Consider the following 12844-nt stretch of genomic DNA (forward strand, 5'->3'; position numbering starts at 1 on the left):
AGGGTCCCGGATGTCGGCTAACGCCTCATCCGGGCTACGATTGGGCATTCGGCCGATAGCCCGGTAAGCGTAAGCGCTACCGGGGAAGGCGCTTAGACGATTTTCATCTTATTGATACCTTTTCGTGTTTAAAAATCGAGCACAAAATCGTTATAGTTTTGCTCGAAAAATAATAATGATTTTCCATGGACTGATGGGGTACTGATGATGAAATTGCGTTTACGCACGGCGGCGGCAGTGATGCTGGCTGGCCTGCTGTTAGCGGGCTGTGACCAGAAGAATGACAATGCCAAACACATAAAAGTCGGCGTGATTAACGGCGCGGAACAGGATGTGGCGGAAGTGGCGAAGAAGGTGGCGAAAGAAAAATATGGCCTCGACGTCGAGCTGGTGGGCTTTAGCGGCTCGCTGCTGCCGAACGATGCCACCAACGCCGGGGAGCTGGATGCCAACGTCTTCCAGCATCGCCCCTATCTGGAACAAGACAACAAAGCGCACGGCTACCACCTGGTGGCCATCGGCAATACTTTTGTCTTTCCCATGGCCGGCTATTCGCGCAAGATTAAATCCGTTGCCGATATTAAAGATGGCGCGACTATTGCCATTCCCAACGACCCGACCAACCTCGGCCGCGCGCTATTGTTATTGCAAAAAGAGCAACTGATTACCCTCAAAGCGGGCACCGGCCTGCTGCCGACGGCGGTGGATATCACCAGCAACCCGCGCAACCTGAAAATTATGGAGCTGGAGGGCGCGCAGCTGCCGCGGGTGCTGGACGATCCGAAGGTCGATGTCGCCATTATCAGCACCACCTACCTGCAGCAAACCGGGTTATCGCCGGTGCGCGATGGCATCTTTATTGAAGACAAAAACTCGCCATACGTGAACATCATTGTGGCGCGTGAAGACAATAAAGACGCCGAAAACGTGAAAGAGTTTATGCAGTCGTACCAGTCGCCGGAAGTGGCGAAGGCGGCAGAAACCATCTTCAACGGCGGCGCGGTACCGGGCTGGTAATCATCTACGCTGCGCCATCAGGTGCAGTAGCGGCACCAGAGACAGCCCGTCCGGCATTTCGCCGCGGGCGATCAGCTGGTTTATCTCCTCGAAGGTAAACCAGCCGGTTTCCATCACTTCATCCTGATCTGCGTCCATGCCAACCCAGCTTAAATCGGTGGCGAGCCAGGTGATAAACAGCTGGTCGCTGCTGCCGTATGACGGGTTGTAGCGGATGATTTCCTCAGCGTGTTGCGCTTGCCAGCCGGTCTCTTCGCGTAGTTCGCGCAGCGCGGCGACGGCGGGCTCTTCCCCTTCATCGACGCCGCCAGAGGGAATGGCCCACACCACCTTATCGATCAGATAGCGGTAGTGGCGAATCAGCAGCACTTTGTCGTCCTGGAGCGCCACAATCCCGACCGCCGGGCGTGGGTAGTGAATGGAATAAAAGTCGCGCCGCTCGCCGGGGGCGACATCAATACCTACCTTGCGCATGCTGAACCACGGCGTCTCGGCGATGACCAGCGGATTATGCATATCGGCGGCGGTTAGTTTCTTTTTCATCCTGCCATTCCTGTAGAAAGTTTAACCTTCAGAACAACATAGCCGGCTGCGATTGGCAACCGTCGCAGGTTGGCCCGATTCCATCGATCATTGCCCAAACGCCCATATTGCGCCAGGCTGGTACTCAGTACGATGTTCGTCAGATTACCCCACAGAGGAACGCTAACATGAACATCACCCATATCCGCAATGCTACACAGATTATTGAATACGCTGGTAAAAAGTTCCTGATCGACCCTATGCTGGCTGACAAAGGCGCCTGGCCGGGATTTCCAGGAACCGCGCGCAGCGAGCTGCGCAATCCGCTGGTGGCGCTGCCGTTTTCCCGTGAAAAAATTATCGACGTCGATGCGGTTATCGTCACCCATACCCATGACGATCATTGGGACGAGGCGGCGATCGCCACGATCCCAAAAACTCTGCCGGTTTTCGTCCAGCATGAGGCCGACGCCGCGCTGCTGCGCAGCCAGGGATTTCAGGATATCCGCCTGCTGTCGGCAAACAGTGAATTTGCCGGCGTAAATCTGCAGAAAACCACTTCCGGGCAACATGGCAGCGACCGTACCTATGCGGTACCGGCGATGGCTGAACGTCTGGGCGAGGCTTGCGGCGTGGTGTTCCGTCATCCGCAGGAAAAGACGCTGTGGCTGGTTGGCGATACCATCTGGCGCGATGAGATTGAAGCCGACATGCTGAAGCTGCGCCCGGATGTGGTGGTGCTGAACGCCGGCTACGCTCACGTTATCGGCTTTGGCCCAATCATCATGGGCAAAGAGGACCTGCTGAAGGCGCATTTCGCCCTGCCGGAAGCGAAAATCATGGCCATCCACCTGGAGGCGGTCAACCATTGTCTGGTGAGCCGCGAAGAGATGCGCCAGTACGTCGCGGATAATCAGATTGCCGGGGTAGTGAGTATTCCGCAGGATGGGGAAACCGTTGTTTATTAACCTGCTCAAGGGGAAGGGATGATGACATTAACCGACGTGGCGATTGTCGCCGTAGAGGGCTTTAGCCCGTTTCATTATTCCGTCCCCTGTATGCTGTTTGGCGATACGGTCTCGGAAACCAAACGTTTTAATCTGCAGATTTGCGCCGAACAGCCGGGATTACTCAGCGCCCGCGACGGCTTCGCGCTATACGCCAGCGGTGATTTTACCGCGATGGAACAGGCGGATATCGTGGTGGTGCCTTACTGGGGCGAGGTCAACCAGCGCCCGCCGCAGGCGTTGATCGCGAGTTTGGTTCGAGCGCGCGATAACGGCGCGGAAATCGTCGGCCTGTGCCTCGGCGCGTTTGTCCTTGGCTACGCCGGGCTGCTCGACGGTAAGCGGGCGGCGACCCACTGGGAGTTCGAGCAGGATTTCCAGCGCCTGTTTCCGCAGGTGCGGCTCGATATCAACGCCCTGTACGTCGATGACCAGAAGGTGATTACCTCGGCGGGGACCGCTGCGGCGCTCGATTGCTGCCTGTATATCATTCGCCAGCGTTTTGGCAGCCTCGCCGCCAACCAGATCGCCCGGCGGATGATCGTGCCGCCGCACCGCGAGGGCGGCCAGGCGCAGTTTATTGCCCAGCCGGTGCCGCGCAACACCCGCGACGCGCGGATTAACTGCCTGCTGGATTATCTGCAGCAGCACATTGCCGAGCCGCATAATCTTGATTCGCTGGCCGAGGTGGTGGCGATGAGCCGCCGTACCCTGACCCGCCAATTCGCCAGGGCGACCGGGATGAGCATTGCCGACTGGTTGACCGCCGAGCGCCTGCGCCGCAGCCAGAGCCTGCTCGAAGCGGGGGATTTGCCGGTCGAGCAGGTGGCGGAAGCAGTGGGCTATCTCTCCGCCGTGACCTGGCGCCAGCAGTTTAAAGCGCGTTTTGGCGTTAGCCCGACGGAGTGGCGGCGGACTTTCCGCCGCGGCGTTTAGCCGGCGAGAGTCGAACTGTCGATCACGAAGCGATATTTCACGTCGCCCTTGACCATTCTTTCCCAGGCTTCGTTGATCTGATCGGCGCGAATCAGCTCAATATCGGCGACGATGCCGTGTTCGGCGCAGAAGTCGAGCATCTCCTGGGTTTCCGGGATACCGCCGATCATCGAGCCGGCAATCGAGCGGCGGCGGAAGATCAGATTGAACACTTCCGGCGATGGATGCGGCGTGGCCGGGGCGCCAACCAACGTCATAGTGCCATCGCGTTTCAGCAACGTGGTGAAGGCATCGAGATTGTGCGGCGCCGCCACGGTGTTGAGGATGAAATCGAAGCTTTTGACGTGGGCCGCCATTTCGTCTTCGTTGCGCGACACCACGACCTCATCCGCGCCCAACGCTCTGGCCGCGTCGCGCTTGGATTCGGAGGTGGTAAAGGCCACCACGTGGGCCCCCATGGCGTGGGCCAACTTGATCCCCATATGTCCCAGACCGCCGATGCCGACGATGCCGACTTTTTTGCCCGGCCCGGCGTGCCAGTGGCGTAGCGGCGAATAGGTCGTGATCCCGGCGCACAACAGCGGCGCGACGGCGGCGAGCTGCGCTTCGGGATGGTTTATCCGCAGTACGTAGCGTTCATTGACCACGATCTGCTGTGAATAACCGCCCAGCGTATGCCCTGGCGCGTCCTGGGTCGGCCCGTTATAGGTCAGCACCATATGGTCACAGTAGTTCTCCAGCCCTTCAGCGCACTCCTCGCACTGTTTACAGCTATCCACCATACAGCCGACGCCCACCAGATCGCCAACGGCGTAACCTGAGACGGCATCGCCGACCGCCGTCACCCGGCCAACGATTTCATGGCCCGGCACGCAGGGATACAGCGTCCCGGCCCATTCCGCTCGCGCCTGATGGAGATCGGAATGGCAAACGCCGCAGTATGCAATGGCGATCTGCACATCCTGTGGGCCGGGTTCGCGGCGGGTGATAGACATCGATTCGAGCGGCTGGCTGGCGGAGTACGTACCTATAGCGTTGATCTGCATAGCATTACCTCTTGTGCAATAGCGTGATAAATCAAGCGGAAGGGAGTGAGCGTTTTTTGCGCGGCAAGGGTAAGCGTAGCCTGGCTAAGGCAGGATGAGAAAAGCGCAGCTCGAAGGGTTAAAAAAGGCGCCTCACCGAGATGAGGCGCTCGTGATATCAAGGCGCGATCGGCGTCAGATAATCCAGCCGCAGCGGCTCGGCGAGCAAGATCTCCATCTGGCCGATAAAGGCCTGGAAGTAGGGCTGAGCGATATGCTCATCCAGCGCCTGCTGGTCGCGCCAGGACTCACGCATGTAGAAGGTATCCGGCGCGTCGCGCAGCTGAAACAGCGCGTAGTCGAGATTACCCTGCTCCTCGCGGGTTGGCAGCAGCAGCGCCTGCAGCGCGTCGCGCAGGGCCTCGGTTTGCCCGGCTTTCGCCTTCAGAACCGCGATAAGCGCAATAGTGTCGTCGCGCATTTAGAAACCCTCCAGCACGATTTTGCCGACCGAGCGCCCGGTTTCCAACTTAGCGTGGGCTTTTTGCAGATTGGCGGCGTTGATAGTGCCGTAGTGTTCGCCAAGGGTAGTGCGCAGCGTGTTATCGTCAATCAACGCGGCGACGCGGGTCAGTAGCTGATGTTGGGCGATCATATCATCCGTCTCAAACATTGAGCGGGTGAACATAAATTCCCAGTGCAGCGAAATGCTTTTCGCTTTCAGCGGCACCACGTCCAGGCTCTCCGGGTCATCAATTAGCGCCAGCTTACCCTGCGGGGCGAGCGCGGCGATCAGTTCGTTAAAATGCTGATCGGTATTGGTCAGGCTGGCGACGTGGGTCACGGCATGAATGCCGATTTTCGCCAGTTCTTCACCGAGCGGCTTGCTGTGGTCAATGACGTGATGCGCCCCGGCCTCGCGTACCCACTTCTGGCTTTCCGGGCGCGATGCGGTACCAATCACCGTCATGTTGGTGAGTTTGCTGGCCAACTGGGTGAGGATAGAGCCAACGCCGCCCGCCGCGCCGACAATCAGCAGCGTATCGCCGGCGTTACCGCCTTCCTGCACGCCAAGGCGGTGGAACAGCAATTCCCAGGCGGTGATAGCGGTCAGAGGCAGCGCGGCGGCGGCGGCATTCTCCAGCGAGCGCGGCTTCAGCGCCACGATGCGTTCATCAACCAGCTGCAGTTCGCTGTTACTGCCGGGACGGCCCAGCGCGCCGGCGTACCACACTTCATCGCCCGGCGTGAATAGCGTCACCGCATCGCCAACGGCTTTCACCACGCCAACCGCATCCCAGCCCAGCACCCGCGGGGTATCGGCATTAAACCCGGCGCGCACTTTGGTGTCGACCGGGTTCACCGAAATGGCTTTGACCTCGACCAGCAGATCGTGGCCCTGCGCCTGCGGATCCGGCAAATCGATATCGCGTAAAAAGGGAATGTTGTTGCCGTCGGCGGCGGCCTGGGTAATAGCAATGGCTTTCATAGGTTCTCCGGTCTACAAAAAGGATTCATGGTGTGAATGCATCGAGGATAGACCGCTCTACCATCGGGAAAAACGGCCCGGCGGCGATAACAGTTATATAAAAAAAGTGAAAATCGGCGAATGCGACATTGGCAAGTTTCGTTTATTTCGAATATTGTGGGTTTCGAATATTGCGATTATAATTTTTACATGGCCATTGGAGACAAGCGCATGACTAAACTGAACCTTCCGGACCCGCTGGAGAGTGAACTTGCCCAGCGCGGGCAGCGTGAGCTGGCGGCATACCTTTCTACTCATCTTGAAACGCAGCGTATTGCGATTGTGGGTGAAGATGACAAAACTCATACCATTGAGTTGCCAACCAGCGCTCTGACTATGCTGATGGAGATCCTTGGGGAATTGGCTTGTGGCAACGCGGTGCAGATTGTTCCTGTTCATGCTGAACTCACCACCCAGGAAGCAGCGAATATCCTCAATGTTTCTCGTCCGCATATGGTTAAACTGCTGGAAGCGAGGAAGCTTCCATTTCATAAAACTGGACGCCATCGCCGGGTTCTGTTTGCCGATCTGATGGAGTATAAAAAACGTAGGGAACAGGAAAGCCTGGACGCGATGCAAGCGCTGGCGGATCAGGCGCAGGACTTAGGGATGTATTAATGCGACATTCACCTTATCCGGTGATTTTAGATGCTTGTGTATTATATCCAGCACGGCTCAGGGATTTATTAATGCACTTAGGGATCGCTGGACTTTATCAACCAAAATGGAGCCGCTTCATTCACGATGAATGGTGCAGGAATCTTCTTATAAATCGGCCTGATATAGCACCTGAAGCGCTGCGTCGTACCGTTGATCTCATGAATGCAGCTTTACCGGATGCTAATGTAACGGGTTTTGCAGGATTAATTAACGGACTAGTTTTACCCGACCCTGACGATCGGCATGTCCTTGCTGCGGCAATCAGAGCGAAGGCTGAAATTATCGTTACGTTAAATCATAAAGACTTTCCAGCAGAATCATTGCTTCCATTTGAAATTGAAACACTTCATCCTGATGTATTCATATCGGACCTGTTTGACCTTAATCATGCTCTGGCGTTGGAGGCGGTGAGAAGGCAGCGGCAGTCTCTCAAGCATCCTCCAATGACCGTCGATGAGTTCCTGGAGATGCTGCTAAAGCAGGGCTTGCCGATGACGGTAAAAGAGTTAGCCAATTACCAGTACGCCATATAGCGATGGTCATCACCCGGAAGTATAATGGTTTCATATTTGAGACCCTTTTCCTTTCCATGTCGCAAATATTAATATCACTCCGGCAGAATAATAATATTGCGTTATGGCTCAAGGTTTATACCTTGACTCCCGACATCCTGCGTGCGATTTTTCTTCTATCAAATAATAAACAGAGTTTCATATTTGGAACAAAAATAAAACCATCGTGCTATTTAATTAAGAGTTTCACCACTGAGACAAAATAATAAGTCGATATTAATCGACGGTCTTTTATCGCTTATAAAAATAAAGTGAGGGATGTGCTATGCGTAAAATACTCCTTTCGCTGCTGCTGGCTGCCGTGACCAGCGGGCTGGCGCTGGCGGACGACGGCAAGCCGTTCCCGCATATCGGCTGGCGCAGCGCGGATAATCTCGCCGGGCTGGATTTCGGCGGCGCGCTGCGGGCAAATTATCGCTATGAAGACTGGAAAGGCAGTAATTATCGCAACCCGCCGCATCTGCGTTTTGATACCTTCCGTATCGACAGCAGCGGCTTCTATGATAATTATTTCTTTGATGCCGGGTTCTGGTTCCAGGATCACCGTAAATACGCCATCGACCGCGCTTACGTAGGGTATCGCTTCGACAATAATAATAATATCCAGCTGGGGATCCCCGGCAAACCATTTGGCCTTGAACCTTATCCGCAATTTGGCTGGTCCTATGGTATTCCGTTTTATTTAGGCTTTGGCGTGAGCGCCGGTAGCGGCGTGAACTATCAATATCATGATAATAACTGGTCGCTGGATGTGGCCTATTTCCCGTGGATGGAGCCGGAGAATTTGCGCTATGCGCCGGACGTTGGCGATTACGATCGGCTGAAAAACACTATCTATCCGACTCAGCATCAGCAGCATAATGAAAAGCGGGACCAGGTGAATGTGCGTATTGCGCGGGATTTTCACGGCGGCGGCTGGAATAACGAGCTGGGCGGCTCACTGGCGTTGGCGCGGTTGCACAACCGCGAGACCGACGACGACGGCACCTTCTGGGCGGCAGGCGTGCACGGCATGTTGCATAACGGGCCGTGGCAGCTGACCTCACAGCTGATTCGCTACCAATACGATCCGAAGAACCCGGCGGGCGTCAGCGACGATACGATTCTGATGGGCGGCAACGGCCTGACGCCGGCCTACCTGATCCCGGCGAAAGCGACGACCGCGTCGCTTAACGTCGCCCGCGATGTCGACGTGAAGTGGGGCGGCGTATCGAAGCTGCGTTTTTACAACGACTACAGCGTGCTGTGGAAAGATAAAAGCGGCTGGAGCGATTCGCAGATGAACACCCTTGGCGTACAGGTCTTTGCGCTGCCGGTAATGTTCTGGGTCGATCTCAGCTGGGCGAAGAATGTTAATCCGTGGGGCGGCGCGCTGAACGCCACCGGCTGGACCAGCACCCAGTCCGAGGGCAGCGGCAAATGGTACTTTCGCACTAACGTTAATATTGGCTATTACTTCTGAGGCGGGAATTTTCCCTGCTCGCGCTGCGCTCAGCAGGGCTACGGTTCTGCGCCGTCTGGTAGCCCGGGTAAGGCGCTAGCCGCCACCCGGGGGCTTGCTCGAGCTATCAGACCGTAGGCCGGATAAGGCGCAGCCGCCATCCGGCGCAAAAGCGGCTCTTTACTCGCGGTTATTGCCCGGCGGCGCTACGCTTGCGCGGGCCTACAGATCACATGCCGGGCGTAGTCCGGATGAGGCGTTAGCTGCCACCCGAGGGGCTAGCTCGCGCTATCAGGCATCCTGAGCTACTTTTTAGGCTCTGTTTTCCACTGTAGCAAACCGGCGATATCCTTTTCACCTTCGGCTTCCTTTAAGCGCCGCTGTTGTTCAGCAAACTGACTATATTCCGCCTGCGCTTTTTCATCGGCCATTTTCTTACTGACTTTACCTGCGCCTTGCAAAACCTCACGGTCGTTAAATTGCAGGAACTGATCCAGCTTATCGTGCCAGTCGCGTAAAAAGACCTGCTGACGACGACGGGCCTGATCCTCGGCAAAATCCAGCCACATGTTAACTACGCGGTTAAGCTCGCTGACTCCATCCTGAGTGAGATAATTTTTTGCTACCGTCACGTCACCCTTATGTACCTCTTCACCTTTATAGCTGGTCAGCCCCATATGCGGCAGACTGGCGTCAGCACGTTGATGAATGAGTTCAGCGGCGGTATGCCCGGTACAGGCAAAATGTAACTTGTTCTGGATAGTTTGAAAAAACTGCGTGGTTTCTTTTAACGACGGTTGATAGTCAGCCGCTAATGCAAAAATCTCTCGCACCCGCAAATAAACGCGGCGTTCGCTGGCGCGAATATCGCGGATACGCTCCAGCATCTCATCGAAATAGTCGGGTACTGCCGATGAACCCACAGGCGGATTCTTCAGCCGCTCATCGTCCATCACAAAACCTTTGATCAGGTATTCCTGGAGCGTCTGGGTCGCCCACTGGCGGAACTGCGTGCCGCGAGAGGAGCGAACGCGATAGCCAACAGCGAGTATGGCTTCAAGGTTGTAATGGTCTATCTCTCTGGAAACCTGGCGTTTTCCTTCCTGGCGAACTATCCGGAATTTCCGGATAGTTGAATTTTGAGCAAGTTCACCTTCAGAGAAGATATTGATTAAATGCTCATTAATAGTCCGAACGTCTTTATCGTACAGTTCAGCCATTGTCGCCTGGGATAACCAGATTGTGTCTGACTCAAAGCGGCATTCAACGCGCACTTTCCCATCACCGCTGGCAAACATAATGAACTCACCTGCTGGGGACGACGTTATATTTTCCTTTGCCATATGGTCTCCGGGTCAACCTGTTCACAACGGTAGAGTATGTCAGAAGCGGGGCATAAATTTCATTAGACGAACGATTAATCTGGCGCGTTTGCGAGCGGTTATCCGGAAAGTGAAGGTATTAAGACGCGGGAATTTTCCCTGCTCGCGCTGCGCTCAGCAGGGCTACGGTTCTGCGCCGTCTGGTAGCCCGGGTAAGGCGCTAGCCGCCACCCGGGGGCTTGCTCGCGCTATCAGGTATGTTGCAGCGTGCCGTTGACGCTTTTCAGCGATTGTTGAATATGCCGTAATTCGGCTGTTAGCTTCTCTTCTTTATCGCTGAGAGGCAGCAATACAATGCAGCCATCCATCCCCTTAACCGTGACCGGCTTCCCGGTATCGAATCCCGCTTCGCGTAGCCACTTGCCGGAAAGGGGAAGACTTGGTGTACTGGTATCCCGGCCATTGGGCCGATAGCCAACCAGCAGCTGACGTTCGGTTCCGCTAACGATGATATCTGGGGGTAGAATGCAACTCAGCCATAATCAACTCCTTGATAGTTGGTGAGGTTAGCTCTCATCAGGTATTGCGAGTACTTGATGGGGTCGATTAATTTAACTCTCCACTCGGCTGGGAACACCAACAATCTCCATTTTTATAACCCCTTCATCAGTGAATATTGATGTCAGACCTTTCCTTACCCGACCATAAAAAGCAATATCGATCATATTAAGTGCTCTGACATGTTCATTTGATAGCCTTGCGTTCTGCGACCTGGTGGCCATCAATTGTTTAAAAATATCTATTTTGAGCGTCTTTCTATCAGTATATCTTTTAATAAATTTCTGAACTTGAACGGCAACAACAGGGCTGATTAAAGTCACTATCACCATTGTGATCGATAGCATTAAACTCATTTTAGAATCCATATTTTTATAAGATATAAAGTTAGAATAAAAAAAGAATTCAATAGGATAGGCTAACTGTAAGATATTGGATACATGCCGAATGGCCGATAGAGGATGAGAAACTTTGGCGGAAGATCACAGGAGTTGAACCTGCCCGGGACCGCTGGCGGCCCCAACTGGATTTGAAGTCCAGCCACCTCACCGGAGATGACGATCTTCCGCGCCTCGATTGCTACATGGAGGCGGGCGCATTATAGCTACTTTCAGGCATTTACCACATACCTAAACGCACTTTTTTACTGTTAAAACTGGACTTTGCAGAACAGTCTGAGACAAATCCGTTCAAAATCCATGGGTTACACTTTTTCACACTCTTTCGGGCTACCGCGATCACAGAAAACAAGAAACGTAATTTGATAACGAGATATCGCAATTCATCTTACTGCGCCAAAGGTTTAAAAAAACCGTAACCGGTACCAATCCGCGGTGCCGCTAAGGGAATAGTGCGCAAATGAAAGATCATATTCTGTCCGTCAAAGAGAAAATTGGCTACGGTATGGGTGACGCCGCCAGCCACATCATTTTTGATAACGTCATGTTATACATGATGTTTTTCTACACCGATATTTTCGGTATCCCCGCCGGCTTTGTCGGCACCATGTTCCTGCTGGCGCGGGCGCTGGATGCGATTTCCGACCCGTGCATGGGCCTGCTTGCCGACCGTACCCGCAGCCGTTGGGGTAAGTTCCGCCCGTGGATCCTCTTCGGCGCTATCCCGTTCGGCCTCGTCTGCGTGCTGGCTTACAGCTCGCCGGATTTAAGCCACAACGGCAAGCTGATCTACGCCGCCATGACCTACACGCTGCTGACCCTGCTCTACACCGTAGTGAATATCCCCTACTGCGCGCTCGGCGGCGTGATCACCGACAACCCGACGCAGCGCATCTCGCTGCAGTCCTGGCGCTTCGTGCTGGCGACGGCGGGGGGCATGCTCTCCACCGTGCTGATGATGCCGCTGGTCAACTTTATCGGCGGCGAAAATAAAGCGCTGGGCTTCCAGGGCGGCATTGCGGTGCTCTCGGTGGTCGCCTTCCTGATGCTGGCCTTCTGTTTTTTCACCACCAAAGAGCGTGTCGAAGCGCCGCCGAGCAGTACCTCGATGCGTGAAGACCTGCGCGATATCTGGCGTAATGACCAGTGGCGGGTGGTCGGCGTGCTCACCATCCTCAATATCCTCGCGGTCTGCGTTCGCGGTGGCGCGATGATGTACTACACCACCTGGATCATGGGCTCGGCGGCGTTGTTCACCGTCTTCCTCACCACCTACTGCGTCGGCAACCTGATTGGCTCGGCGCTGGCGAAGCCGCTGACCGACTGGAAATGTAAAGTCAGCGTCTTCTGGTGGACCAACGCCCTCCTGGCGGTGCTCAGCGTGGCGATGTTCTTCGTACCGATGGACGCCGAAATCACCATGTTCGTCTTTATCTTCATCATTGGCGTACTGCACCAGCTGGTGACGCCAATCCAGTGGGTGATGATGTCCGACACTGTCGACTACGGCGAATGGTGCAACGGCAAACGCCTGACCGGCATCAGCTTCGCCGGCACCCTGTTTGTGCTTAAGTTGGGGCTGGCGCTGGGCGGCGCGCTGATCGGCTGGATGCTGGCCGGCGGCGGCTATGACGCCGCCGCTAAAACCCAGAACAGCGCCACCCTCACCATCATTATCGCCTTGTTCACCCTCGTTCCGGCGGTGTGCTACCTGCTGAGCGCGGTAATCGCCAAACGCTACTACACGCTAAAAACGCCGTTCCTGAAAAAAATGATGGCCGAGCTGGCCGAGGGCGCGCGTCGCAACGAACAAGAGTTCACGGCAGCCCCGATCGAAAAAGAATGGCAAAACTAAGAG

At 55.2% G+C, this 12844-nt stretch carries 13 protein-coding genes, 1 tRNA gene and 1 pseudogene; 7 read left to right on the forward strand and 8 right to left on the reverse strand.

Annotation, left to right across the window (positions count from 1 at the left end; all coding sequences use genetic code 11):
• Positions 1 to 207 precede the first annotated feature (207 nt).
• Entirely contained in the window at positions 208 to 1017 is an 810-nt protein-coding gene (nlpA, locus tag ABLV07_RS08565; RefSeq protein ID WP_015703853.1) for a lipoprotein NlpA, read from the forward strand.
• Here the strand turns inward: nlpA and ABLV07_RS08570 are convergent, their stop codons facing one another.
• A complete protein-coding gene (locus ABLV07_RS08570) occupies positions 1018 to 1560 on the reverse strand; it encodes an NUDIX hydrolase (protein WP_015703852.1) in 543 nt (180 codons plus the stop codon).
• Positions 1561 to 1727: 167 nt separating this feature from the next.
• Between ABLV07_RS08570 and ABLV07_RS08575 the strand changes: the two genes are divergently transcribed.
• Both ABLV07_RS08575 and ABLV07_RS08580 read left to right on the forward strand, forming a co-directional pair.
• A complete protein-coding gene (locus ABLV07_RS08575; RefSeq protein ID WP_015703851.1) occupies positions 1728 to 2507 on the forward strand; it encodes an MBL fold metallo-hydrolase in 780 nt (259 codons plus the stop codon).
• Between the two features lie 21 nt (positions 2508 to 2528).
• Positions 2529 to 3482, forward strand: coding sequence for a helix-turn-helix domain-containing protein (locus tag ABLV07_RS08580; RefSeq protein ID WP_125992421.1), 954 nt, complete (start codon positions 2529 to 2531; stop codon positions 3480 to 3482).
• Here the strand turns inward: ABLV07_RS08580 and ABLV07_RS08585 are convergent.
• The 3 genes from ABLV07_RS08585 to ABLV07_RS08595 all read right to left on the reverse strand — a co-directional run bounded on the left by ABLV07_RS08585 (position 3479) and on the right by ABLV07_RS08595 (position 5996).
• Positions 3479 to 4528 (reverse strand): NAD(P)-dependent alcohol dehydrogenase, encoded by a 1050-nt coding sequence (locus tag ABLV07_RS08585; RefSeq protein WP_032709443.1) that lies wholly within the window; start codon positions 4526 to 4528, stop codon positions 3479 to 3481. The two genes, ABLV07_RS08580 and ABLV07_RS08585, sit on opposite strands and share 4 nt — an antisense overlap.
• A gap of 157 nt (positions 4529 to 4685) precedes the next feature.
• Positions 4686 to 4988: a putative quinol monooxygenase gene (locus tag ABLV07_RS08590; protein ID WP_238984208.1), complete on the reverse strand. Its 303-nt coding sequence runs from the start codon at positions 4986 to 4988 to the stop codon at positions 4686 to 4688.
• The gene (locus ABLV07_RS08595) at positions 4989 to 5996 is read right to left on the reverse strand and encodes a zinc-binding alcohol dehydrogenase family protein (RefSeq protein WP_042893659.1); all 1008 of its coding nucleotides are present in this window, start codon (positions 5994 to 5996) and stop codon (positions 4989 to 4991) included. It abuts the gene before it with no gap.
• 210 nt (positions 5997 to 6206) lie between these two features.
• Between ABLV07_RS08595 and ABLV07_RS08600 the strand changes: the two genes are divergently transcribed.
• From ABLV07_RS08600 to ABLV07_RS08610, 3 genes are all read left to right on the forward strand, one after another.
• Positions 6207 to 6653, forward strand: coding sequence for a helix-turn-helix domain-containing protein (locus ABLV07_RS08600; protein ID WP_015369110.1), 447 nt, complete (start codon positions 6207 to 6209; stop codon positions 6651 to 6653).
• Positions 6653 to 7228 carry a PIN domain-containing protein gene (locus tag ABLV07_RS08605; RefSeq protein ID WP_032706547.1) on the forward strand — a complete coding sequence of 192 codons (576 nt, stop codon included), beginning with the start codon at positions 6653 to 6655 and terminating at the stop codon, positions 7226 to 7228. Before ABLV07_RS08600 ends, ABLV07_RS08605 begins: the two co-directional genes overlap by 1 nt.
• A 304-nt stretch (positions 7229 to 7532) precedes the next feature.
• Positions 7533 to 8729, forward strand: a complete 1197-nt coding sequence (locus ABLV07_RS08610) for a hypothetical protein (RefSeq protein ID WP_042893658.1) — start codon at positions 7533 to 7535, stop codon at positions 8727 to 8729.
• 284 nt (positions 8730 to 9013) lie between these two features.
• Here ABLV07_RS08610 and rhuM read toward each other — a convergent pair whose 3' ends face one another.
• The 4 genes and pseudogenes from rhuM to ABLV07_RS08630 all read right to left on the reverse strand — a co-directional run bounded on the left by rhuM (position 9014) and on the right by ABLV07_RS08630 (position 11155).
• On the reverse strand, positions 9014 to 10051 hold the full coding sequence (gene rhuM / locus ABLV07_RS08615) for a RhuM family protein (protein ID WP_348853492.1): 1038 nt from the start codon (positions 10049 to 10051) through the stop codon (positions 9014 to 9016).
• A 230-nt stretch (positions 10052 to 10281) separates the two neighbouring features.
• A pseudogene (locus ABLV07_RS08620) lies at positions 10282 to 10570 on the reverse strand (SymE family type I addiction module toxin).
• A gap of 71 nt (positions 10571 to 10641) precedes the next feature.
• Positions 10642 to 10944 (reverse strand): DUF6680 family protein, encoded by a 303-nt coding sequence (locus tag ABLV07_RS08625; protein WP_046883275.1) that lies wholly within the window; start codon positions 10942 to 10944, stop codon positions 10642 to 10644.
• A gap of 116 nt (positions 10945 to 11060) precedes the next feature.
• Positions 11061 to 11155, reverse strand: a tRNA-Sec gene (locus tag ABLV07_RS08630).
• A 291-nt stretch (positions 11156 to 11446) separates the two neighbouring features.
• On the opposite strand from ABLV07_RS08630, the gene ABLV07_RS08635 reads away from it, so the two are divergent.
• The gene (locus ABLV07_RS08635) at positions 11447 to 12841 is read left to right on the forward strand and encodes a glycoside-pentoside-hexuronide family transporter (protein ID WP_015703825.1); all 1395 of its coding nucleotides are present in this window, start codon (positions 11447 to 11449) and stop codon (positions 12839 to 12841) included.
• Positions 12842 to 12844: the final 3 nt, after the last annotated feature.

The sequence above is a fragment of the Klebsiella sp. CN_Kp097 genome (assembly GCF_040064495.1).
GTDB lineage: Bacteria > Pseudomonadota > Gammaproteobacteria > Enterobacterales > Enterobacteriaceae > Klebsiella > Klebsiella aerogenes.